Source organism: Myxococcus faecalis (genome assembly GCF_050039385.1).
In the GTDB taxonomy this organism is placed as follows: Bacteria; Myxococcota; Myxococcia; order Myxococcales; family Myxococcaceae; genus Myxococcus; species Myxococcus fulvus.
This window is the reverse complement of record NZ_CP144336.1, coordinates 613,537-635,470: the sequence shown is the minus strand read 5'-3', so window position 1 is coordinate 635,470 and position 21,934 is coordinate 613,537. Positions and strand designations below refer to the sequence as shown.

Annotated in this window: 20 protein-coding genes; 12 read left to right on the top strand and 8 right to left on the bottom strand. The window is 70.8% G+C overall.

Annotated elements, in window-relative coordinates:
- Window positions 1-41 precede the first annotated feature (41 nt).
- The 4 genes from VZQ01_RS02360 to VZQ01_RS02345 all read right to left on the bottom strand — a co-directional run bounded on the left by VZQ01_RS02360 (window position 42) and on the right by VZQ01_RS02345 (window position 4,273).
- Complete coding sequence (locus tag VZQ01_RS02360) at window positions 42-935, bottom strand: type VI secretion system baseplate subunit TssG (RefSeq protein WP_223782948.1); 894 nt, start codon at window positions 933-935, stop codon at window positions 42-44.
- Window positions 936-939: 4 nt separating this feature from the next.
- Window positions 940-1,989: a type VI secretion system protein IglI family protein gene (locus tag VZQ01_RS02355; protein WP_267696676.1), complete on the bottom strand. Its 1,050-nt coding sequence runs from the start codon at window positions 1,987-1,989 to the stop codon at window positions 940-942.
- Window positions 1,982-2,368, bottom strand: a complete 387-nt coding sequence (locus tag VZQ01_RS02350; RefSeq protein WP_223746858.1) for a DUF4280 domain-containing protein — start codon at window positions 2,366-2,368, stop codon at window positions 1,982-1,984. Before VZQ01_RS02350 ends, VZQ01_RS02355 begins: the two co-directional genes overlap by 8 nt.
- A gap of 183 nt (window positions 2,369-2,551) precedes the next feature.
- Window positions 2,552-4,273 carry an AMP-binding protein gene (locus VZQ01_RS02345; protein WP_426746828.1) on the bottom strand — a complete coding sequence of 574 codons (1,722 nt, stop codon included), beginning with the start codon at window positions 4,271-4,273 and terminating at the stop codon, window positions 2,552-2,554.
- Window positions 4,274-4,538: 265 nt separating this feature from the next.
- Between VZQ01_RS02345 and VZQ01_RS02340 the strand changes: the two genes are divergently transcribed.
- The 7 genes from VZQ01_RS02340 (at window position 4,539) to VZQ01_RS02310 (ending at window position 11,699) form a co-directional block, all read left to right on the top strand.
- On the top strand, window positions 4,539-5,678 hold the full coding sequence (locus tag VZQ01_RS02340) for a Re/Si-specific NAD(P)(+) transhydrogenase subunit alpha (RefSeq protein ID WP_426748919.1): 1,140 nt from the start codon (window positions 4,539-4,541) through the stop codon (window positions 5,676-5,678).
- Between the two features lies 1 nt (window position 5,679).
- Window positions 5,680-5,973, top strand: a complete 294-nt coding sequence (locus VZQ01_RS02335) for an NAD(P) transhydrogenase subunit alpha part 2 (protein WP_046713014.1) — start codon at window positions 5,680-5,682, stop codon at window positions 5,971-5,973.
- Window positions 5,970-7,385: an NAD(P)(+) transhydrogenase (Re/Si-specific) subunit beta gene (locus tag VZQ01_RS02330; protein ID WP_426731826.1), complete on the top strand. Its 1,416-nt coding sequence runs from the start codon at window positions 5,970-5,972 to the stop codon at window positions 7,383-7,385. Before VZQ01_RS02335 ends, VZQ01_RS02330 begins: the two co-directional genes overlap by 4 nt.
- Before the next feature lie 343 nt (window positions 7,386-7,728).
- Window positions 7,729-7,872: a hypothetical protein gene (locus VZQ01_RS02325; protein ID WP_426746827.1), complete on the top strand. Its 144-nt coding sequence runs from the start codon at window positions 7,729-7,731 to the stop codon at window positions 7,870-7,872.
- Between the two features lie 212 nt (window positions 7,873-8,084).
- A complete protein-coding gene (locus VZQ01_RS02320) occupies window positions 8,085-9,833 on the top strand; it encodes a GYF domain-containing protein (protein WP_426746826.1) in 1,749 nt (582 codons plus the stop codon).
- A gap of 24 nt (window positions 9,834-9,857) precedes the next feature.
- Window positions 9,858-10,196 (top strand): DUF1330 domain-containing protein, encoded by a 339-nt coding sequence (locus tag VZQ01_RS02315; RefSeq protein WP_141329927.1) that lies wholly within the window; start codon window positions 9,858-9,860, stop codon window positions 10,194-10,196.
- A 93-nt stretch (window positions 10,197-10,289) separates the two neighbouring features.
- Window positions 10,290-11,699: a S28 family serine protease gene (locus tag VZQ01_RS02310; protein ID WP_426746825.1), complete on the top strand. Its 1,410-nt coding sequence runs from the start codon at window positions 10,290-10,292 to the stop codon at window positions 11,697-11,699.
- Here the strand turns inward: VZQ01_RS02310 and VZQ01_RS02305 are convergent.
- The 4 genes from VZQ01_RS02305 to polX form a co-directional block, all read right to left on the bottom strand.
- Window positions 11,696-13,792, bottom strand: coding sequence for a M4 family metallopeptidase (locus VZQ01_RS02305; RefSeq protein WP_223746864.1), 2,097 nt, complete (start codon window positions 13,790-13,792; stop codon window positions 11,696-11,698). The genes VZQ01_RS02310 and VZQ01_RS02305 overlap by 4 nt on opposite strands.
- Before the next feature lie 288 nt (window positions 13,793-14,080).
- The gene (gene mrtX / locus VZQ01_RS02300) at window positions 14,081-14,809 is read right to left on the bottom strand and encodes a myxosortase MrtX (RefSeq protein WP_223746865.1); all 729 of its coding nucleotides are present in this window, start codon (window positions 14,807-14,809) and stop codon (window positions 14,081-14,083) included.
- The gene (locus VZQ01_RS02295; protein ID WP_223746866.1) at window positions 14,806-15,429 is read right to left on the bottom strand and encodes an MXAN_2756 family trypsin-like serine endoprotease; all 624 of its coding nucleotides are present in this window, start codon (window positions 15,427-15,429) and stop codon (window positions 14,806-14,808) included. The genes mrtX and VZQ01_RS02295 overlap by 4 nt, the downstream gene beginning before the upstream one ends.
- Window positions 15,430-15,448: 19 nt before the next feature.
- Window positions 15,449-17,191 (bottom strand): DNA polymerase/3'-5' exonuclease PolX, encoded by a 1,743-nt coding sequence (gene polX, locus VZQ01_RS02290; RefSeq protein ID WP_426746824.1) that lies wholly within the window; start codon window positions 17,189-17,191, stop codon window positions 15,449-15,451.
- Between the two features lie 78 nt (window positions 17,192-17,269).
- On the opposite strand from polX, the gene VZQ01_RS02285 reads away from it, so the two are divergent.
- The 5 genes from VZQ01_RS02285 to VZQ01_RS02265 all read left to right on the top strand — a co-directional run bounded on the left by VZQ01_RS02285 (window position 17,270) and on the right by VZQ01_RS02265 (window position 21,889).
- Window positions 17,270-17,587 carry a Rieske (2Fe-2S) protein gene (locus tag VZQ01_RS02285; RefSeq protein WP_141329915.1) on the top strand — a complete coding sequence of 106 codons (318 nt, stop codon included), beginning with the start codon at window positions 17,270-17,272 and terminating at the stop codon, window positions 17,585-17,587.
- Between the two features lie 144 nt (window positions 17,588-17,731).
- Complete coding sequence (locus tag VZQ01_RS02280; protein WP_426746823.1) at window positions 17,732-18,124, top strand: hypothetical protein; 393 nt, start codon at window positions 17,732-17,734, stop codon at window positions 18,122-18,124.
- Complete coding sequence (locus VZQ01_RS02275) at window positions 18,100-18,567, top strand: MogA/MoaB family molybdenum cofactor biosynthesis protein (RefSeq protein ID WP_223746923.1); 468 nt, start codon at window positions 18,100-18,102, stop codon at window positions 18,565-18,567. The genes VZQ01_RS02280 and VZQ01_RS02275 overlap by 25 nt, the downstream gene beginning before the upstream one ends.
- A 177-nt stretch (window positions 18,568-18,744) precedes the next feature.
- Window positions 18,745-20,778, top strand: a complete 2,034-nt coding sequence (locus VZQ01_RS02270; RefSeq protein ID WP_267696669.1) for a M20/M25/M40 family metallo-hydrolase — start codon at window positions 18,745-18,747, stop codon at window positions 20,776-20,778.
- 130 nt (window positions 20,779-20,908) lie between these two features.
- Complete coding sequence (locus VZQ01_RS02265; protein ID WP_223746869.1) at window positions 20,909-21,889, top strand: TIGR02757 family protein; 981 nt, start codon at window positions 20,909-20,911, stop codon at window positions 21,887-21,889.
- Window positions 21,890-21,934 lie beyond the last annotated feature (45 nt).

The window sequence follows — 21,934 nt, the reverse complement described above, 5'->3', positions numbered from 1 at the left end:
GAAGGCCTTTCTTGCCCGGCGACGTGCCGGGGTGCTGCACGTCACTGCGGGGGTGAAGCTCTGGGGGCGGTGTCGCCGGAGAACAGGACGACCTGCCGGTCCTCCTCGGGGCCGCCGATGATGGGCTCGTAGCCGAGGTGACTGGTGTCCTCGACGCGCGCGTGGCCGTGCTGATCCCTGATGACCAGCGCGACGGTGAGGAACACGGGCGTGTCCACCAGGTGCGGCAGCACGCGCGAGCGCAGGCGGCGGCGCGCCTCCACGGCCCAGGCGGCGCCGGTGCCGCAGAAGGACTCGTTGACGTGGAGCCACGCCTCCAGGCCGCCGGTGGGCACGGTGGCGAAGCCGCCCATCGCGGTGCCGTCGCCCAGGGCCGCGCCGCCCAGGCGGATGCCGCGCGTGTCGATGCGCTGGCGGCGGGTGGCGCGGCGCACGCGGACCTCCGCCTCCGGATATGCCTGGGAGAACAGCCAGTGCAGCGTGGAGGGACAGCCGGGGCGCAAGAGGCGCAGGCGGTGCGCGGCGGCGGACTCCCAGCCGGGGAGCAGCGCCCCGTCGCGCTCGGGGAACAGGCCGGCGAAGCGCGCCTTGAGCAGCAGGTGGTCGAAGTAGCCCAGGAAGCTCTCCATGGCGTCGTGCTCTAGCGACTCCATGGCCTTCAGGAAGAAGGAGGGCAGGGGCGACTGGACGCTGAGCAGTCCCAGGTGGACGGTGATGATGGCGCGGCGCGGGTTGCGCGCGAAGTCGACGGACTGGATGAGCCGGGGCGCGTGCACGGTGCCGCGGTGGCTCTTGAGCTCCACGTCGTCCGGGCCGTAGCCCTCTTTCGAGAGCAGCTCCAGCAGGGCCGGCATGTCGAACGCGCCGGCGTGCTCGCGGATGCGCTCCTCGACGGGGGCGAGGCGGACGGGGGGCTGGGGTGGGTGCTGCTGCATGACGTCAGTCCTCCTCTCCGCCGCCGGGCGGCTGCTGCGCGATGAACGCGTCCAGGTCGACGCGGTAGAGCTGCTCGAGCGCTCGCATCGACAGCGAGTCGGCCTCTTGCAGGAAGGGTTCCAGCTGGTGCGCGTGGCTGCTGAGGCCCGCGAAGAAGCGGGTGAAGAGCGACGGCAGGAACACGCGCGGGTCGAACCGCTCCACCGTGGCCATGACGTCCGAGGCCACCACGCCCGCCTTGGGCAGCTCGCCCTTCTCGAGCAGGAGGGTGAAGGCCTCCAGCTTGCGGATGAGCAGCGCGAGCTGCGGAGAGATGGGCACGCCGGGCGGCGGCGCGACGACGGGCTGCGCGGCGACGGCGACGGGCGCGGGCTGCGTGGGGGCTGCCGGCGGCGCGACGGCCACGGGCTGCGCGGCGACGGCCACGGGCTCCGGAGCGGGCGGGGGCACGAGCGTGACGGGCGCGGGCGGGGGCAGGGCCTCCATGTGGCGGCGCAGCCAGTGCGTCAGGTTGCGGAAGGGCTCCTCGCAGCCGTTCTTGGGCAGCGTGGCGGGGATGGCGGTGAGGATGGCGTCGCCCAGTGCGAGCGCCTCCTCGAGCGGCGCGCGGATGTCGGCCTCGCACCAGCGCCGCCACGTGGCGTCCTGCTTCTTCTCGTGGTGGGCCAGGTGCTTGTTGATGGAGCGCAACAGCCAGCGCAGGCCGCTCTCCAGGAAGATGTCGCGCTTGGACTCCGGGCCGAACGCGGGGAGGCTGTCGGTGAGCAGGTGGTGGATGGAGTGGAACATCCCCGGCATCGCCAGGAGGCCGCGCTCCTGGAACCCGCCGAAGAGGTAGATGCCGACGAGCCGCGTGTCGCGCTGGCCCTCGCGCAGCAGCGCCTCCGCGCCGCGGGCGGCCTGGGCGTATTCGCCGCTGGCGACCGCCTCCGTGACGGCTTCGACGCGGGCGTCGGGCTCGCCGTCCGGCGCGGGCGCGGGAGGAGCTCCCTCGAGGAGCTTCTCGAGGAGGGTGCCGTCGAAGGGCGCCAGGGTGAGGGCCGCGTCAGCCATCGATGACCTTCACCTGTCCGGGGGAGACGATTTGGATGACGCCGCCGTACGAGCACATCAGCTTCGAGTTGCTCTCCAGCGCCGGGGCGCTGCCGAGCAGCAGCTTGGGGCAGCCGGGCACCCACGGCGCCGCGGTGGCGGGGATGCAGGGCATGGGGGTGAGCACGCCCAGGGCCGCCGCCGTCGCCGCCGCCACCGTGGGGTTGGCCAGCGACTGGCACATCCCGAAGGGCAGGATGTTCACCAGGGGCTTGCTGTCGAGGATGTTGGCCGCGGGCGTCGGGCCCACCACCTTGTTGGCGGGCAGCACCACCAGCGACGAGGGGGCGACGCCGAAGCTGCATTGCAGCATCGCTCCCATGACGACCTGGGCACCCATGGTCCACCTCGCGCGCGTCCCGGGCTCCGGGATGGAGCGCCTGACGCGGAGCCACCCCATTGCGCGAGTCGTGCCAGCCAGTGGACAGCCGCGCTTCCCTCTGGGGATTCCCGTCGGGGGCTGCGGCGCGTTGGCGGTGCGCGTTGTCGACGAACGCGGGCGCGTCCGGCGCGTACGCGTGGATTACCGCGAGCCTGTACGCTCGTCCTCGCCCGGGGCCCGGACGCTCTCCCGCAGGCGGCCGCGCAGCGCGGTGAGGGCCTGGAACATCGGATCCGTGGACTTCTGATGGAGGGCGCCGATCAGGTACTGGGCGCGGCACCAGGCCTCGTCGATGCGCCCCTCCTTCGTCCGGTGGGGGAGCAGGGGGAAGAGCTCGACGCGGTCCGGCAGGTGCTCGGCGCCCAGGCGCAGCTCCAGCCTGCGTCTCACTTCGACGCGGCGCGCGTCCTGCTCCTTCGCGAAGGCTTCCGCGTCCTCCGCCCCGGTGAAGAGGATCAAGACGTGGGGTGCGTGGCGCGAGGTGCCCGCGGAGGCGGCGGGGGTGACGGACGCGCCGTGGCAGAAGGGCAGGTCGGCGAGCGCCTCGATGACCTCGGCGGCGGGGTAGACGCGGCCCTCGCGGCGCGTGTCGCGGGTGCCGGAGAACAGGTACTGCTCGCGCTGGCGGGTGAGCAGGACGAAGGGCGGGGGGCGGCCCTTGTCGGGCAGCGGCGTGAAGAGGCCCACGTCCCCGGCGGCCTCCTGGCCGCTCAGGTTGAGGTCCTTGAAGGCCCAGGCGCGGCCCGGCGAGGGGGCCAGGGCCGTGTGCAGCTCCCCGGTGTGCCGGCGGGACGCGAGCATCGTGCCGCCCTCGGCCGCGTCGATGAGCACGTGGGTGTGGGGCACGTTGGCCACGTCGCACTGGCGCATCCAGTCGCGCCACGACTCCCAGTCGAGCGCGTCATCGGCGGAGCGGAACCAGTGGGCCACGCCGCGCAACGCGCCCTTGTTGGCGCGGACCAGCGCCTCGCGCAGCGCGGGGGAGACGCCGAGCGAGCGCAGGGGCAGCTCCGTGAGCCGCGCGGGCGCGCGCTCCACCTCCGCGGGCTCCAGGTGGACGTAGGTGGCGCCGCGCAGGAGCGTGGCGAAGAGGAGCGCGGGCTGGTGCTGGAGGAAGTGGAAGCCGGGCGCGGCGAAGGCGTCCCCGGCGCCCAGGCCGAAGGTGAGCAGCCCGTCGACCAGGGCGCCGTTCCACGCCCGCTCGGCCGTGAGGGGGACGGGCGTGTCCGGCGGGTCGACGAGCGGGGAGAACAGCAGGGCCACGGTGTCGCCGGGCTTGTACGTGTGGGACGTGAAGCCGGGCGCGACGTCGCCCTTGGAGCGCAGGAGGAGCGCCTCATGGCCCTTGATGAGCGGGGCCTGGTGGGCCTCCGCGGAGATGTGGGCGGGCTCCAGGCGCGCGAGCCTGCGGGCCAGGAAGTGGGTGCCGGTGGGGGGCAGCACGCTGACGCACGCGCCCAGCTTCAGTGAGGCCAGCAGGGACACGAGCAGCTCCGGCCCCAGTGGATGCACCAGCGCGACCCTGGCGCCCGCCTTGACGCCCTGGGCGGCCCACTCGGCGGCGCGGCGCGAGGCCCGGTCCGCCAGCTCGCGGTAGCCGAGCAGCTGCCACCGGGCGCCGTCCCATGTGCGCAGCGCGGGCGCGGTGGAGTCCGCGTGACGGACGACCAGGTCGTGGAAGAAGTCGTGGTGCTGGCCCGGGCGGCTCTTGGGCGCGGGCCCACCCCGGCTGGCGTGGTGGGCGGCGAGCGTGGCGATGAAGCCGGGCGCGTCGCTCCAGCTGTCGCGCAGCCAGGCCGGAAGGGCTCCGTCGCTGGTCGTGGCTTCCGTCTGACGGAGGATTTCCCGGAGGTCGAAGGGCATGGTGGCGTTCTCGGGGGGAGTCTACGCGACGCGGCGGACGCGTGGGGCCACCCGCAGGCAAGACTCGGGCCGTCGGTGATGCGCGCGGCCGTTCCGACGGAGCGGGTGGTCGCGGGGTGGGGTGGGGCTCGGGGGTATCCACTAGACCGTGAGCAATGGCATGCATTGCCAACAGTCGTGACGCGGCCGAGCTTGACTGGGATTGCCAACAAGCCTGCGTGGCTGGGATTGAATCGGGTGGAGGGGATGGGCTTTGCTGCCCCGCATGATCATCGCCATCCCCCGTGAAACGGCGCCGGGCGAAAGGCGGGTCGCGCTCGTGGCGGAGAGCGTGAAACGCCTCGTCGGCAGGAAGCACGAAGTGGTGGTCGAGAGCGGTGCGGGCCTGGGCGCGGAGTGCTCCGACGAGGAGCTCCACGCGGCGGGCGCTCGCATCGAGCCGAGCACCGACGCGCTGTATGCGAAAGCGGAGGTGCTGCTCAAGATCCAGCCGCCGGATGACGCGGAGGTGGAGCGGCTGCGGCCGGACTCGGTGCTGGTGAGCCTGGCCTATCCGCTGGCGAACCCGGCCTTGGCCAGGGCGCTGGCGAAGCGGCGGGTGACGCTGCTGGCGGCGGACATGGTGCCGCGCACGACGCTGGCGCAGATGATGGATGTGCTCAGCTCGCAGGCGACCATCGCGGGGTACCGCGCGGTGGTGCTCGCGGCGGAGGCGCTGCCCCGGCTGTTCCCCATGTTGATGACCGCCGCGGGCACCATTCCTCCCGCGAAGGTGCTGGTGCTGGGGGCGGGCGTCGCCGGCTTGCAGGCCATCGCCACGGCGCGCCGGCTGGGCGCGGTGGTGGAGGCGTACGACGTGCGCAAGGTGGTGAAGGAGCAGGTGGAGAGCCTGGGCGCGCGCTTCGTGCACATCGACATCGAGGACGCGGCGGGCGCGGGAGGCTACGCGAAGGAGCTGGGCGAGGAGGCCAGGCGCAAGCAGGCGGAGGTGCTCGCCCAGCACGTGGCGAAGTCGGACGCGGTCATCACCACGGCGCAGATTCCCGGACGGCGCGCGCCGGTGCTGCTGCCCGCGGACATGGTGCGGCGGATGAAGAGCGGCTCGGTGGTGGTGGACATCGCCGCGGAGCAGGGCGGCAACTGCGAGCTGACGCGGGTGGGGGAGCGCTATCGCACGGACTTCGGCGTCACCATCGTCGGTGAGCGCAACCTGCCCAGCCAGCTCTCCGTGCACGCCAGCGCCATGTACTCGCGCAACATGGAGAAGCTGCTCGCGCACGTCACCGACAAGGACAACGTGCTGAAGCTGGAGGTCTCGGATGAAATCGTGAAAGGCATGCTCATCACTCGCGGCGGCGAGGTGGTCCACCCCGCCGTGGCGGATGTGGCGATGAGGGAGGGCTGACATGTCATTGACGCTGATCTTCGGCCTGTATGTCTTCTTCCTGGCGGCCTTCACCGGCTACCAGGTCATCTCCAAGGTCCCGCACCTGCTGCACACGCCGCTGATGGCCTTCACCAACGCCATCTCCGGCATCTCCCTGGTGGGCTCGTTGCTGGCGGCCGGCGGGCACTACGGCACGGTGTCCACGGTGCTCGGCGCGGTGGCGGTGCTGGCGGCGACCATCAACGTGGTGGGCGGCTTCCTCATCACCGACCGCATGCTGCGCATGTTCAAGAAGAAGGGCGGCGCGCGATGACCCTCTCGCTCACCGAGACGTTCGTCCAGTTGCTGTACCTGCTCGCCTCCATCCTCTTCGTGATGGGCCTGAAGGATCTGGGCGACGCTCAGACGGCCCGGCGGGGCGTGTTCCTGGCGGAAGTGGGCATGGTGGCCGCGGTGGCCGGCACGCTGCTGTACGGCGTGGGCGTGACGCACGTCATCGTGCGCTGGGAGTGGATTGTCGCGGCGCTGCTCATCGGCTCGGCGGTGGGCACGGGCATGGGCCTGTGGATTCCCATGACGAAGATGCCGGAGCGCATCGCGCTCTCGCATGCCTTCGGTGGACTCGCGGTGGGACTGGTGGGCGTCGTCGAGTACCTCCAGCACGGCGGCCCCCAGATGACCACGCTCCAGATCTCGGCCACGGGCCTGGAGGTGGCGCTCGGCGCACTGACCTTCACCGGGAGCTTGATGGCGTTCGGCAAGCTGCAGGGCTTCATCACCGGGCGGCCCGTCACCTATCCGGGGCAGAACCTCTCGAACCTGCTCATGATTGTCGGCACGCTGGGGCTGATTGGCCTGCTCGTGTATTCGCCGGGCTCGGCGTGGGCCTTCTACCTGGTGGCCGCCCTGGGGGTGCTGCTGGGCGTGCTGCTGGTGCTGCCCATTGGCGGCGCGGACATGCCGGTGGTCATCTGCTTGCTCAACTCGTACGCGGGCCTCGCGGCGGCGGCCACGGGCTTCGCGCTGGGCAACAACGTGCTCATCATCTGCGGCGCGCTGGACGGCTTCTCCGGCTTCCTCCTGGGCATGATGATGTCCAAGGCGATGAACCGCTCGTTCTCCAACGTGCTCTTCGGCGCGTTCGGCGCGGTGCCGGAGGCGAAGGCCGTCACGGAAGGGGCGCAGCCCTCGGGCCCCGCGCCCAACGTGGGCAGCGTGGAGGAGGCCGCCGAGGTGCTGCGCGCCGCGCGCTCCGTCATCGTCGTGCCGGGCTACGGCATGGCCGTGTCGCAGGCGCAGCACGCGGTGCGGGACCTGGCCAACGTCCTCCAGGCCAACGGCTGTGACGTGCGCTACGCCATCCACCCGGTGGCGGGCCGCATGCCGGGCCACATGAACGTGCTGCTGGCGGAAGCCAACGTGCCGTACGACCACCTGTTCGACCTGGACGTCATCAACGACGACTTCACCGCCACGGATGTCGCGCTGGTGGTGGGCGCCAACGACGTCGTCAACCCCGCCGCGCGCAGCAACCAGAGCAGCCCCATCTACGGCATGCCCATCCTCTCCGCGGACCTGGCCAAGACGTGTGTCGTGCTCAAGCGCTCGCTCAACGCGGGCTTCGCCGGCATCGAGAACGAGCTCTTCGTCCGCTCCAACACGATGATGGTGTTGGGGGATGCGAAGAAGACGCTGATGCAGTTCACCTCCGCGCTCAAGGAGTAGCTAGAAAGAGGCATGCCCCTTCCGCGCGAAGCGACCCCGGACGACGCCGCGCTCCTCGCCCGCCTGCCGCGCGAGTCGTTCGAGGAGTACCGTGGGCGGCTGGAGCCTCCCTCCAGTGCCCACGGCAAGACGGAGGCCGCGGTCCGCCGAGAGCTGGAGGACGGCGGCGCGCTGGTGGCCGAGACGGACACCGGTGACCCGGTGGGCTGTGTCTTCTTCCACGTGAAGCCGGACCACGTGTACCTGACCGCCTCGCGGTGCTGCCCGCCCATCGGGGCGGGGACTGGCCCGTCTGCTCGTCGACGCCGTGGAGGCGCGTGCCCGCGCGGCGGGACGGGACAGGGTGCGCCTCTCCGTCCGGCTCACGTTGAAAAACCACCACGTCTGGTATGGCCGGCTCGGCTACCAGCTCCACTCGCAGGGCACCCACCCGGGCTTCCCCGCGCCTACCTTCCTCGTCCTGGAGAAGCACCTCTGTGTCGAGTGAGACTGGAGGTCTTCTGCCTCATGCGTGGGGAGATGTGCGGTGGTGTGTCTCGTGATTCGGCGTGAGAATGGAGATTTCCGCCCCCTCTCCTTCTTGAGTGTGGACCCTGGCCACCTTCGCGCAGAGACTCCCCGTTGACGAAATCGCGCGTCGGCATTCCATTGTTGGGGTTCTGATGGCGTCGGGGCGTGGTGGAAGCAAGGAGCTGGCGAATGATCGGCGATTCACGGGACGGTAAGTCCCAGCCGGATGAAGCAACCGCGGGCCCCAACGAGCCAGACGGCGGAGGCACCCCTGTGTTCGGCGGGGTGTCCGAGGCGGAGCTCGACGTCTTCGTCAGCAAGCTGCGCACGGACAAGAACCCCCGCGTGGCGGCGGCCAACGCGCGCGCCCGCAACGACGTGAACGAGGAGCGGCTGCACAAGGGTGTGCGTCGCTCGCTCGTGTCCTCCGTGCTGGTGGAGGAGGACCCCACGCCCACGCCGCCCATCGCGGCGAACCACGCCTGGTTCCTCGCCCTGGGCGCCCAGCCCTCGGGCCCCTTCGACGCGGAGGCCCTCAAGGAGCCCTGGGCGCGCGGCGAGCTGCGGCCGGAGACGCTGTGCTGGCGCGCGGGCTTCCAGGCCTGGGTGCCGGTGAGCCAGGTGCCGGAGCTGGTCGAGGCGCTGATGCCGGCGGCGCAGGAGCTCAGCGCGGCCCTGGACGCCGCCCTGACGGAGCTGCCGGGCGCGCCGGGGCTCGCGGCCGTGAGCGAGGCGGATGTCTCGGGCATTCCCGCGTGGGCCGTGGTGGCGTCACCCGCCGCGCCGGGTGCTCCCGCGCCCGCCGCCTCGGTGCCGGTGGACCCGGTGGGCGCCCACGCGGTGCTGGCCGAGGTGACGGCCGCCACCGAGCAGGTCGAGGCGAAGTGGAGGCTGGGTGGCTGGTGGTTCACGCTGGCCGGCGGCGTCGCCGGAGGCGTCACCGTGGCCATCGTCATGGGCCTGTTCGGCTCGGGTGCCGGGGCCTCGCAGCTGTTGTCCCGCTTCAACCTGCCCGCGTTCATGAAGTCCGAGCCGCCCGCGGCGCCCGCTCCGGCCCCGGTGGCTCCGGCCGTGCCCGCCGTGGCGCCGGCTCCGATGGCACAGGTGCCGGCCGAGCTGTCCGTGGCGCCCGTGCTCGTCGAGACGCCTCGCGAAGTCGCGGCGAAGCCTCCCGCGCCCGCCGTGGCGGACGCGCTCGCGCGCTCGGCCGTGGGGGCGCCCGGCGGTGGCGCCGTGATTCCAGCCGGAGGCGTCGTCGCGACGGCGAGCGCGCCCTCGCGTCCCTCGCTCACGGGGGTCGTCACCGTGGAGCGGGGTGGCTCGGTGCCGGTGGTGCCCGCGTCGGGTGGCGGGCTCGCGGCCGAGGTGAGCGGCATCTCTCGCACGTCGCGCCAGGAGCGGGACGTGGAGGCCGCGCCGCCCGTGTCGCCGAGCTCCCGCGCCGCCGACGTGAAGCTGTCCTCCCGGTCCACCGCGCCCGCGCCCACGCCCGCCGAGGCGCCCGCGGCGGCGGAGGATGACTTCGGGGACCTGGAGAGCGACCTGGGCCCGGACGCGGCCTATGCGCGCGAGCTGTCGGGCCCGGCGTCGGGGCCGCGCAAGCGTGAGCCGCCTCCGTCCGTCTACATCCCGCCGGTGGCGCCCATCCAGAACCCGCGCCTGTCGCTCACCCAGTCGGACGTCTTCGAGGTCGTGCTCGCCAAGAAGGGCGAGGTCACCGCGTGCGCGAACGTGAAGCCGCGCCCGGTGGACGAGGGCACGCGCGTCGTCGTGCGCTGGTCCATCCTCCCCAGTGGCGAGGTGTCGGAGGTCGTCACCGAGACGGCGTCACTGCGGGGCACGTCGTTCGCTCGCTGCATCGAGGCCAAGGTCCGTGCGTGGGACTTCCCCAAGCACCAGGAGCAGGGGGGGCCCGTGCGGTTCCCGTTCGTGTTCTGAAAGCCCACCGACAGGAGAGCGCCCATGCCTGCCTACGTCGTCGTCGAAATCGCGGTGCATGACGTGCAGACGTATGAGCGCTACCGGCAGCTGGCGCCGCCCTCCATCGCGCGGTACGGCGGGCGCTACCTGGTCCGGGGTGGGGCGACGGAGGCGCTCGAGGGGACGTGGCAGCCGCCGCGCTTCGTCATCCTCGAGTTCCCCAACGTCGAGCAGGCCCGCTCCTGGTGGTCCTCTCCCGAGTACGCCGCCGCGAAGGCGCTGCGCCACGCGAGCGCCCACACGATGATGTTGTTGATGGACGGCCTGCCGCGCGACGAGGGCCTCCCGGTGGTCGCCGGCGTCTCCACGCTGGCGCCCTGAGCGGGCCCTTGCGCCGAATCGGAGTAGCCTCCACGCCCGAGCCCGTCCCGCGCGTCGTCCCGGCGCGAGCGGAGCGGTGCGAACTGGAGCGTCATGTCCGCCGAGCCTGTCCTGCGTCGTGGGCTTCTTGCCCTCGCTCTCGCCGCCTGTCTGTCTTGGGCTTGTGATGACGGAGACCCCGTCGTCGAGGAGGACATCCTCGCGCGCCTGTCCGCCATCCCCGGCCTGACGGTGCGCGAGGAGGCCCTGGACGCGCAGTTCCCCGCGTCGGCCCGCTTCTTCGTCATGGAGTTCGAGCAGCCCGCGGACCACACCCGCCCGGACGGCCCGCGCTTCCGCCAGCGCATGACGCTGCTGCATGTCTCCAGCGACCGCCCCATGGTGCTCTACGCCGGCGGCTACTTCGTCTCGCTCCAGGCCTCGCGGCGCGAGCCCACGCAGCTGCTCGACGCCAACCAGCTCTCGCTGGAGCACCGCTTCTTCGGCCCCAGCCGCCCGTCGCCCGCGGACTGGAGCCTGCTCACCATCAAGCAGTCCGCGGATGACTTCCACCGCGTCGTCCAGGCCTTCAAGCCGCTGTATCCCCGGAAGTGGATCTCCACCGGCGCCAGCAAGGGCGGCGAGACGATGGTGTTCTTCCGGCGCTTCTACCCGGACGACGTGGACGGGACGGTGGCGTACGTGGCGCCGCTCGCCCGCTACGACGACGCGCGCTTCGTCGCCTTCCAGGAGTCCGTCGGCACCGCCGGGTGTCGCGAACGATTGAAGGCCTTCCAGCGCGCGGCCCTCGGCCGGCGCGAGGCGATGCTGGCGCTGATGGAGACGCGCGCCCGGGAGCGGCAGCTCGCCTTCACGCACCTGGGCCTGGAGCGCGCCTTCGAGCACGCCCTCATCGAGCACTATTTCTACTTCTGGCAGTACGACAGCCTCTCGCGCTGCGACACCGTGCCCCCGGCGACCGGCAGCGACGCCGCGCTCATGGACGAGCTGGACGGGCGCGTGGGGCTCGCCTTCTTCGCGGACGCGGACGTGGACGCCTACGGGCCCTACTACTACCAGGCCGCCGCGGAGCTGGGCTTCCCCCGGCCGTTCGAGTCCCACCTGGCGGACCTGCTGCGCTTCCCGGGCACCGACGTGCCGGCGACGTACCTGCCCCAGGGCGTGACGGCCACCTTCGTGGAGAACGCCATGCCGGACATCCAGGACTGGGTCTCGCGCGAGGGCGAGCGCTTGATGTTCGTCTACGGCGGGCAGGACCCGTGGACGGCGGCGGCCGTGGAGCTGGGAGGCGCGCGTGAGTCCGCGCTGTACACCGTGCCCGCGGGCAACCACGGCGCGCGCATCTCCCAGCTGCCCGTCGCCGAACGCAACGAGGCCCAGGCACTCCTTCGCCAGTGGGCTGGCGCGGAGTCCCGGGCCTCGGGACTGCAATCACAATCCTGGCGACTGGAGCCGGAGGGCGAGGAGTTCGGTCCCCGTCCTCCCGGCTCGCGTCAGCGCTAGTTCACGCCGACGGCGGTCCAGCTCTCCTTGACCTTCGCCACCTCGGTCGAGTCCGCGCCGTACAGGTCCGTGGCCGCCTGGACGGTGGCGGCGCGGGCCTGGGCGAACGTGGTGTTCGGCGTCATGTAGTGGGCCAGGGCGCGGTAGTAGATCTTCAGGCCCTTGTCCATGCCGATGCCGTCCTTGACCTCGATCTGCGACGTGCGGTTCGTGCCGCCGTTGGCCAGCAGGTAGAACGCGTTGTTCGCGATGCCGCTGGAGCCGTGGACCTCCGTCTGCTTCGGGTAGTCCTTGTAGTTGTCGATGGAGTAGTTGTCCCGCTTCGGGTCGTCCATGTAGCGCAGGCCGTCCTCGGAGTCGCCGTTCGTCGGCGTCCAGGCCGTCTCGCCCACCGTCCAGTTGAACTTCACGGCCGGGTTCTTCGTGGACGCGTACCACTCCACGCCCGCGCCCATGATGTCGCTGAACGCCTCGTTCAGACCACCGGACTCGTTGCGGTAGATGAGGCCGGCGGTGCGCTCCGTCAGGCCGTGGGCGATCTCGTGGCCGGCGATGTCCAGCGCGGTGAGCGGGCCGGACGTCTTGCCGTCGCCGTCGCCGTAGCTCATCTTCGTGCCGTCCCAGAACGCGTTCACGTAGTTGGTGCGCACGTGGACGAAGGAGTTGAGCGCCTCGCCCGCGCCGTCGATGGAGTCACGGCCGAGGACCTCCTTGAGGAAGTCGTACGTCATCGCCGCGCCGTAGTGCGCGTCCACGCCCGCCTTGGTGCGCTGGCCGTCGGTGGCCTCGCCCCAGACGTCGTTGTCGTCCGTCAGCTGCGTCTTGCCCGACGCCGTCGACTTGTTCATCGCGTCGTAGGTGTTCACGCCCTTGCCGCGCGTGCTGTCCTCGAGCGTGTACGTGCCGTCCGGCTGCTGCTTGGTGTCCAGCGCCACCTTGCCGCTGTACAGCGACGTGTCGTCCGCCTTGCTGCCGGGCTCGGGGGGCACTTCCTTCGGGGTGATGCTGATGCCCCAGCCGTTGAGCGTGCCCGTGTCGCGCTTGGCCTTGTCCTCGACCGTCAGCGTCCACTCGCCCTTGGCCGACTCACCGGCGAAGTCGCTCAGGTCGAACGTGCCCTTCACGTCGTCCGCGCTGCCACCGGCGCGGTTGTGCACCACCGCGCTCTTGCCCGAGGGGCTGGTCAGCGTGACCTTCAGGTCGCCCTTGAACGTATGGGCGATGTCCAGGTCCAGCTTCAGGCTCTCGATGGTGCCGTCCTGGTCCACCTTGACCTTGGACGTCACGGTGCTGTTGTCGGCGATCTCCGCCTTGGTGGTGTTCGTCGCGGAGATCTGCCCGGCCGACACGCCCGCCTTCGGCAGGCCCTTGTTGGAGCCGTAGAAGCCGCCGATCTCGTTGTACGACTCGAAGATCTTCCCGGTGTTCGCATCCACCAGGTAGTTCATCTTGCGGGGGCGGTCCTGGCCCTCGATCTGCGACATCTGCACGCGGTAGGCGGAGTGATACTCACCGGCCTTGTCCTGGTAGATGACGCGCTCGGCGTGCGGCTGCTTGTCCGGCTTGCCGCCGAACTCCTTGCGCGCGATGTCGATGGCGGACTGGGTGTTCAGCTTGGGCAGCTCCTTGCCCAGGCCCTCGGGGACCACGGACTGCTCGCCGGTGACGCTCGTCACCTTGCCGTCCTTGTCCAGGTGCGTGATGACCTGCTCGCCGAAGACCTTCACGCCCTCGTGAACGCGGTCCAGACGCACGTGCGTCATGCCCAGCGCGTCCTTCTCCACGTTGGCGGCCGCGAACGCGGGCTGCTGCGCCATCAGCGTCTGCGCGCCCTTGAGCGGGTTGAGGTGGCTGAGCGAGGTCTGCACGGCCTTCTGCGCCTCGGGGCTCTGCAGCGCCAGACGGCCCGGGCCGGCGGGGACCTGCGTCAGCGTCTTCTCCGCGCGCGCCAGGTCCGTCGTGCGCGCCGCGGGGCCGAAGCCGTCCTTGGTCTGCAGCGGGGTGCTGGCCGCCTTCGCGGTGTTCTTGGGCTGGGTCTCGGTGGTCGCGGGGCGAACGCTGACGGGCTTGGTGTCGACTCGGCGGATGGTCATTTCAAAGCTCATTCACAGCGGGGGATGCGAGAATTGTCGCACCCACGTCACATGGAGTTGCCGCCCCCCCTGCTGCGACGCGCCATTTCGGGTTTGTCGGCTTGTTTCAGCCCGTGTTTCAGTGTTTTCAAGCGGTTTTGAGGACACGGAGTGCTGGCCGTCACTCTGGGGGTATGAGCCCACCCGGGCGGGTTTCCGGACCGCGAAGCCGAATTAACCGTGAATTATCCCAGGATTTTTCCAGCCTCACCGGCATGGAAAGGCGCTCTTCCGGGGCTTCGGGGTGGATCAGGGCCCGCCGAAGAAGGACGCCTCGAGCACGCGCACGAAGAGGTTGCAGGCGGCGTGGAAGAGGGCGGCGCCGACGACGGTGCCGGTGCGCTCGCGCATCCAGCCGAACAGCAGGGCGGGGAAGAAGACCGACAGCCGCCAGGTCTGGAAGATGGCCAGGTGGCCCAGGGCGAAGAGCAGGGCGGTCACCCAGAAGGCGGGCCCCAGCCGGGCGCCGAGGAACTTGCGGCCCTGGGGCCAGGCGTCGCGCAGGCGCGCCTGCAGATACCCCCGGTAGAAGAACTCCTCGGGCAGGGCCACGACGAAGAGCTGATCCACCACCCACTCGCCGAAGCGCGGCGGCAGCCGGAGGCGGAAGTGGACCTCGCCGCCCAGGGGCGTGAGGTGTCGCGCGAGGGACTCGGGCAGGTGGGGCAGCAGCTCCACGAAGCCGGCGAACGCGAGGAAGAACAGCGGGCCCACCAGCGCGGAGACCTTGAGGAACAACACCAGGTCTTCGCGCCACGCGCGGGCGGACAGGCCGTAGTCGCGGTAGTCCTCGTCCCGCCAGCGCATGGGGATGAGGGGCAGGTAGAGGAAGCCCACCGTGGCCACCAGCTTGGGGATGCTGGTGCCGCCGAAGGCGAGGAACGAGGCGATGATGCCCGCGAAGCCCAGGGCCCACAGGCCCACGGCTTCCTGCACGGCGCTGGGGCGCCAGGGAGTCGCCACCGACTGCTGGGTCATGGTCCGTCCGCGGAGGCGAGCGTCACCTTCACCTCGCCCATGGGCAGCACCCTGCAGCCGCGCCGGGTGCGCTGCACCACCACCGCCACCAGCCTGCCGTCCCCGTCGAACACGGGGCTGCCGGGAGGAAGGGCGAGGGGCACGTCATAGAAGGGCGCCGTCGCGCGGGAGACCTGGGCCGCCGTCGGCTTCGCGGGACGGCCCCGGGTGCCGGGCACCACGCCCACCACCCAGCGTCCCTCCAGGCTGTCGCCGTCCTTGAGAAGCCGCACCGCCACCGCGGGGTACGCGCCATCCGGCGCCGCGACGACGGCGACCTTCAGCGCGCCGTTGGCGAGCAGGACGCGCGCCGGCAGGGCCTGGCCCGCGTGCTCCACGGTGGCGACCTGGAGGCCGACATACTCCTCGCCCACGGGCTCCACGGAGGTGAGCACCTGTCCGGCGGCACCCACGATGACGCCGTGGCCGGTGCGCTGGGGGCCGGTGACCTTCACCACGGAGCGGGTGTGCTGCTCCAGCACGCGCTGGAGGTCCGCGCGCGAGGGGCGCGCCTTGTCCGCCGCGACGGCGGGCAGGGCGAGGAGACACAGTGAGAGGACGAGCGGGGACAGGCGGGACATCGGCGCGCCAGGCAGCCTATCACCGCCCGGCGCGCAGCGCGGTGAGGAAGCGCTCGGCGCTCTGGGTGTTGAGCACGTCCTGCTTGCGGGCCCAGCCCCGCCGGGCGGTGGCGACCCCGAAGGCCAGGTTGGCCAGGTCCTCGCGGCGGTGTGCGTCGCAGCTCACCACCAGCTTCACGCCCAACTGCACCGCCTTGCGGACATACTCGGCCTTGATGTCCAGCCGCGCGGGCTTGCCGTTGATCTCCACCGCGACGCCGCGCCGGGCGGCGTGCTCGAGCACCTCGTCCATGCGCAGGGGATAGGGCTCGCGGCTCTGGAGCAGCCGGCCGGTGGGGTGCCCGAGGATGTGCAGGTGCGGGTTGTCCAGCGCGGTGAGGACCCGCTTCGTCATCTGGTCCTCGTCCATGGAGTGGCGCACGTGGATGGAGGCGATGACCACCTCCAGCTTCTCGAGTACCTTGTCGTCGTAGTCGAGCGCGCCGGACTCGAGGATGTCCACCTCGATGCCCTTGAGCAGGCGCATGCCGGGGACGGCGGCGTTGACGCGGTCGATCTCCTCCCACTGGCGCTCGAGCGCCTCCACCTTGAGGCCGCCCGCGTAGATGGCCGCCTCGCTGTGCTCGGTGATCGTGAGGTACTTCAGCCCCAGGGCCCTGGCGGCGAGCGCCATCTCCTCGAGCGTGTTGCGGCCGTCGGACCAGGTGGAGTGGGCGTGCACGGCGCCCTGCAGGTCCTCCATCGTCACCAGGTCGGTGGGCAGCTTGCCCGCGCGCGCGGCCTCCACCTCGCCGTTGTCCTCGCGCAGCTCCGGCGGGACGAACTGCATGTCGAGCAGCGCGTAGAGCGCGGCCTCGTCCGCGACGGGCAGCTTGGTGCCGTCGTCGCGGTGCACGCCCCACTCGGAGATCTTCATGCCGCGCTCGTGGCCCAGGTTGCGCAGGCGGATGTGGTGGGCCTTGGAGCCGGTGAAGTGGTGCAGGGCGGTGGCGAAGTCCTCGTCGGGGAGCACGCGCAGGTCCACCTGGATGTCGCCGGCCTCCATGCGCACGGAGCACTTGCTGTCGCCCTTGCCAATCACGGTGGCCACGCCGGGGGAGGTGGCGAGCGCGTCCAGCACGGGGCCGGGGTCCGCGGCGGAGGCGATGATGTCCACGTCCGCCACCGTCTCGGCGCGGCGGCGCACGCTGCCGCCCAGGCTGGCGCGGATGACCCCGGGGGAGGCGCGTACGCGCTCCAGCAGGCCCTCGGCGATGGGGAGCACGTCGCCCAGCAGCTTCCGCTCGCCGCGGGCGCGGCGATACAGGGTGATGCCCTCGAGGATCTTCGCCTGGCTCTTCTCGCCGAAGCCCTTGAGCTGCTTCACGCGCCCCTCGCGGCAGGCCTGCTCCAGCGCCTCGACGCCGCCGATGCCCAGCTCCTTCCAGAGGGTGGCGACCTTGCGCGGGCCGATGTCCGGCAGCTTCATCAGCTCCAGGAGTCCCGGAGGGAACTTCGCCCGCAGCTCCTCGAAGTAGGTCATCCGTCCGGTGGTCACCAGCTCGGTGATCTTCTCGGCGAGCGCGGGGCCGATGCCCGGCAGGCTCTCCAGGCGGCCCTCGGCGACGAGGGGGCCCAGCTCCTGGGTGAGGCCGAGGATGCGGTCGGCCCCCATGTCGTAGGCACGGGAGCGGAAGCCGTTCTCGCCCTGGAGCTGGAGCAGCAGGGAGATGTCCCGGAGGACCTGGGCAACGGTGGCTTTGTCGACGATGGGCGGGGTCACGTCAGAGGTCACCTGGAAGAAGGTAATGCCCGGGGAACGGGGGTGCAGCTTGCTTCTCGTTGTGGGAAAAGGGCGGCGATGACGAAGATCAAGCTCGGACCGGCGGACTTCGCCGAGAGGGAAATGCGCGGCTACGAAGTCGGCAAGCGCAATGTCTGCATCGCGAAGATTCACGGCCGTTACAAGGGCCTTGATGACTGGTGCAACCACGCGGGCTGTCTGCTGTCGGGCGGACGCATCGAGGACAACATGGTCGTCTGCCCGTGCCATGAGGTCGGCTTCGACATGGACACGGGGAGGAACGAGACCTCGCCCGGGGTCTGTGACGACCAGCCGACAGTGAGCGTCGAGGTCCAGGACGGCGCCCTCGTCGTCGAGCTTCCCGACAACACCTGACGTGCCTCCGGCACCGGAGTCTCCTCCTCATGGCACACGACGACCATGATCACGGCGGCGCGCCGCCCTCGCATCGGCACGAGCACCACCACGAACATCCCCACACCCATGAGGATGGCGTGGTGCATTCCCACGAACACGCGCATGAGCACGAGCACGCGCATGACCACCGACACGGTCATGACGCCGCGCACGCGCATGACCACGGGCACTCGCATGAGCACGGCCACGGTCATGACCACGAACACCGCCACGGCCACGAGCATGCGCACGCTCATGACCACGGCCACGGCCACGGCCACGAGCATGGGCACGCTCATGACCACGGCCACGAGCATGGGCACGCTCATGCCCACGGCCACGGACACGAGCATGGGCACGGCCACGGCCACGGCCACGAGCATGGGCACGCCCACGGCCACGGCCACGAGGATGGGCACGCTCATGCCCACGGCCACGGACACGAGCACGGTGCGGCAAGCGTCTCGCACGAGCACAAGTCGCGTGCGCCGGTGCACGTCAGCACCTTCGTGGTGACGTGCTCCGACAGCCGCGATGCCTCACGTGACGCGAGCGGCAGGGTGCTGCGCGAGGGCCTCGAGTCCGCGGGCCACGGCGTCGCCGGCTACGTCGTCGTGAAGGACGACCCGGAGGCCATCCGGCAGGCGGTGGCGGAGGCCCAGTCGGTGGGCGCCCGGGCCATCCTCTTCACCGGGGGCACCGGCATCGGTCGGCGCGACACCACGGTGGAGACGCTGCGAGGTCTGTTCGAGAAGGAGCTCCCCGGCTTCGGTGAGCTGTTCCGCATGCTCTCGTACAAGCAGATTGGCAGCCCGGCCATGATGTCGCGCGCGACCGCCGGCACGTATCAGGGAATGATGATCTTCGCCCTGCCGGGCTCGCCGCAGGCCGTACGGCTCGCGCTGGAGGCGCTCATCCTCCCCGAGCTGGGCCACGCCGTTCGGGAGCTGACCCGGTAACGAACGCGCGGTTTTTTCATCGCGCGAGAGTTATTGCGGCTTTCCCTTATTGCCAGGGGCTTGAGGATTGACCCACGGGAAATGTTTACGCAGAGTATACGGAATTCGCTGCTCTGTCGCGAATAGGTCCCGTTGGTCGTCCCTTCAAAGTTGACCCTCCCGGAGAGGAGGAGCCCCATGCATATGAAACGACTGGGTTCGTTGGCGTTGATGCTTGGCTGTGTCTCGGCGTACGCGAAGGCGCCGGAGCGCGAGGTGTGGATCACCCTCGGCGCGGATGCCGTCACGGAGGTGAACGCCGCGTTCATCGTGGCCGGAGAGCGGGTTCCGGCGCTCGCGGGGCGCCAGGGCGACGTCGTCGCGATGAAGCTGCCCGAGTCGCGCATCGACCTCGTCTCCGAGGTGATGCACGAGAAGCTCAAGCGCTGTGGCGGCTTCCTCTATCACGAGACGGAAGCGGACGCGCTCGCGGAGCTGGCCATCGAAGGTGCGCCCGCGCTGGCCCCCTCGCTGGCGGTGACGTACTCGCTGGACAAGGCCCCGGTGGTCAACACGCTCATCGGCGGCATGGCCGCGACGAACATCCACGCCAACATCCAGTACCTCTCGACGCAGTTCCCCACGCGTTACTACACGTCCACCCATGGCGTGGCCGCCGCCACGTGGGTGCGGGACCTGTGGGCGGGTTATGCCGGCGCGCGAGCGCAGACCGGCGGCGACGTCACCGTGGAGCTCTTCACCCACGCGTTGTGGGCGCAGCCGTCCGTCATCCTGACCATCCAGGGCACGCAGCAGGTGCCGGCGGGAGACGAGGAGATCGTCGTCCTGGGTGGCCACCTGGACTCCACCAACCTGTCGGGCTCCGCGGCCCCCGGCGCGGATGACAACGCGTCCGGCATCTCGACGTTGTCCGAGGTCATCCGCGTGGCCATGGCCTCCAACTACCAGCCGCTGCGCACGGTGAAGTTCATGGCCTACGCCGCCGAGGAGGTGGGCCTGCGCGGCTCCAAGGAGATCGCCGACAAGGCCAAGAACGAGGGCGACAAGGTCGTCGGCGTCCTCCAGCTCGACATGACGAACTACAAAGGCTCCGTGGCCGATGTCGTGCTGATGACGGACTTCACCAACGCGGCGCAGAACGCGTTCATCGGCAGCCTGATCTCCACCTATGTCGCCGGCGTGCAGCAGGCCACCTCGGCGTGTGGCTACGGCTGCTCGGACCACGCGTCCTGGAACGCGGCGGGCTTCGCGGCCTCCATCCCGTTCGAGGCGATGATGGGGCAGCACAACAGCACCATCCACACCGCGAACGACACCCTCGCGGTGAGCGGCAACAACGCGAACCACGCGCTCAAGTTCGCCAAGGTCGCGGGCGCGTACATGGTCGAGCTCGCCAAGGGCACCGCCACGCTGTCCGACCCCGTGGCGCCCACCGTGTCGCTCACCGCTCCGTCGGCGGGCACCACCGTGTCCGGCACCGTCACCGCCAGCGCCAACGCGCAGGACAACCAGGGCATCAGCCGCGTGGAGTTCCTGGTGGACGGCGCCGTCGTCGGCACCGCGACCACGTCCCCGTACTCCATCGCGTGGAACACCGCCGTCATCGCCAATGGCAGCCACGCCGTCGTCGCCCGGGCCTATGACCTCATCGGCAACACCACCGACAGCGCCCCCGTCACGGTGACCACCAGCAACTCCTCCGGCAACGCCATCTACGACCCGGTGCTGCGCGTCCCGCGCTGCGCCAACGTGTCCAACGTGTGTGACTCCACGACGCTGCTCGTCGGCCGCGCGAGCCTGGGGCCCGAGGCGAACGGCCCCAACACCGTCAACAACTCGTGCGCCGACGGCATCAACGGCACCTTCCACTTCGATGAGTCGAACGACCGCATCAAGGTGTCCACCGTGAGCGGCAACCCCTTCGCCGCCGGTGAGACGGTGCTCATCGAGGCCACCGTGTGGGCCCTGGCCGCGCGCCCGGACAAGCTGGACCTGTACCACGCGCCCGACGCCAGCAACCCGGTGTGGACGAAGATCACCACGCTGGCGCCTCCGGCGGGCGGTCAGCACACGCTGTCGGCCACCTTCACGCTGCCGGCCGGCGCCAACCAGGTCGTGCGCGCGCGCTTCCGCAAGCAGGGCAGCGCCACGCCGTGCTACGCGGGCGCCTACGACGACCACGACGACATCGTGTTCGCCGTCAGCCCGTAGCCGTGTCGTAGGATGCCCTCCCGTGCCTCCTCCTGATTCGCTGGAGGAGGCGCGGGACTCCCGGGCCCCATGTGGGCTCGGGAAGCGTGGGCGGCGGGCCGCCGTTCCAGGAACATTTGGGAGCCCCGACGTGACACGCCGCTCGAAGACGCACCCTGGCCTGAGCCCTCGGGCAGTGCAGCACCTGCGCCCCCGGCTCGACGCCGTGCTGGCCTCCACGGATGCCCGCGCCCGCATCGGGTTCGACCCGGTGGAGTTCCCCCACCGCTACCAGGACGCCCGCGACATCGAGGTCTCCGCGCTGCTCGCCGCCTGTCTGGCCTACGGGCGCGCGGACCTGTTCCGTCCCAAGGTGGACTCGCTCCTGAAGCGGATGGGCCCGTCGCCCGCGGACTTCGTGCGGAAGCTGGACGTCGCGGGCGCCAAGGCCCTGCTGACGGGCTTCGTGTACCGCTTCAACGTGGGCACTGATTTGGCGGTGCTGCTGCTCGGCATGGGCCAGGCGCTGCGGGAGCACGGCAGCCTGGAGTCGCTGTTCGTGAGGGGACTTGCGGCCGAGGGCTCGCTGCACGGCGGCTTGAGCGCCTTCACCACCGCGCTGCGCCGCCTCCCCATGGAGCCCCTGCGCGAGGCGATGGGACCCGAGCGGGGGCTTCACCACCTGTTGCCCTCGCCGCTGGGGCCGGGCGCGGCCAAGCGGTTGAACCTGTTCCTGCGGTGGATGGTGCGCGGACCGGACACGGTGGACTTCGGCATCTGGAAGCGTGTGCCCGCGTCGGCGCTGCTGATTCCGTTGGACACGCACATCGGCCGCATCGCCGGACACCTGGGCCTGACGCGTCGCACGGACCTGACGTGGCGGACGGCGGAGGAGGTGACGGCGTCGCTGCGGGCGTTGGATGCGGCCGACCCCGTCCGCTACGACTTCGCGCTCTGCCACTATGGAATGAGCGGCGCGTGTCCGGCCCGGCCGCTCCCGGAGAACTGCGAGCGGTGCCCGCTGCTGCCTGCCTGCCATGTCGGGCCGGACGTGGTGGCGGGGGCGACCCGACGGGTCCCCAGTGCCTCGCGGCTCAAGGGCCGCGCAATGTCCGGAAGGGAACGTCGTTGATTCCTGCATGAGGGAACGCTGCAATCCGGCCGGGTGTCTGCGTGT

Coding starts and splice junctions, on each gene's coding strand:
- VZQ01_RS02305 (WP_223746864.1), bottom strand. CDS start 13,792: ATGACCATCCGCCGAGTCGACACCAAGCCCGTCAGCGTTCGCCCCGCG.
- VZQ01_RS02295 (WP_223746866.1), bottom strand. CDS start 15,429: ATGTCCCGCCTGTCCCCGCTCGTCCTCTCACTGTGTCTCCTCGCCCTG.
- VZQ01_RS02320 (WP_426746826.1), top strand. CDS start 8,085: ATGATCGGCGATTCACGGGACGGTAAGTCCCAGCCGGATGAAGCAACC.
- VZQ01_RS02285 (WP_141329915.1), top strand. CDS start 17,270: ATGACGAAGATCAAGCTCGGACCGGCGGACTTCGCCGAGAGGGAAATG.
- VZQ01_RS02330 (WP_426731826.1), top strand. CDS start 5,970: ATGACCCTCTCGCTCACCGAGACGTTCGTCCAGTTGCTGTACCTGCTC.
- VZQ01_RS02270 (WP_267696669.1), top strand. CDS start 18,745: ATGCATATGAAACGACTGGGTTCGTTGGCGTTGATGCTTGGCTGTGTC.
- VZQ01_RS02340 (WP_426748919.1), top strand. CDS start 4,539: ATGATCATCGCCATCCCCCGTGAAACGGCGCCGGGCGAAAGGCGGGTC.
- VZQ01_RS02360 (WP_223782948.1), bottom strand. CDS start 935: ATGCAGCAGCACCCACCCCAGCCCCCCGTCCGCCTCGCCCCCGTCGAG.
- VZQ01_RS02345 (WP_426746828.1), bottom strand. CDS start 4,273: ATGCCCTTCGACCTCCGGGAAATCCTCCGTCAGACGGAAGCCACGACC.
- VZQ01_RS02280 (WP_426746823.1), top strand. CDS start 17,732: ATGAGCACGAGCACGCGCATGACCACCGACACGGTCATGACGCCGCGC.
- VZQ01_RS02350 (WP_223746858.1), bottom strand. CDS start 2,368: ATGGGTGCCCAGGTCGTCATGGGAGCGATGCTGCAATGCAGCTTCGGC.
- VZQ01_RS02335 (WP_046713014.1), top strand. CDS start 5,680: ATGTCATTGACGCTGATCTTCGGCCTGTATGTCTTCTTCCTGGCGGCC.
- VZQ01_RS02310 (WP_426746825.1), top strand. CDS start 10,290: ATGTCCGCCGAGCCTGTCCTGCGTCGTGGGCTTCTTGCCCTCGCTCTC.
- VZQ01_RS02315 (WP_141329927.1), top strand. CDS start 9,858: ATGCCTGCCTACGTCGTCGTCGAAATCGCGGTGCATGACGTGCAGACG.
- mrtX (WP_223746865.1), bottom strand. CDS start 14,809: ATGACCCAGCAGTCGGTGGCGACTCCCTGGCGCCCCAGCGCCGTGCAG.
- VZQ01_RS02355 (WP_267696676.1), bottom strand. CDS start 1,989: ATGGCTGACGCGGCCCTCACCCTGGCGCCCTTCGACGGCACCCTCCTC.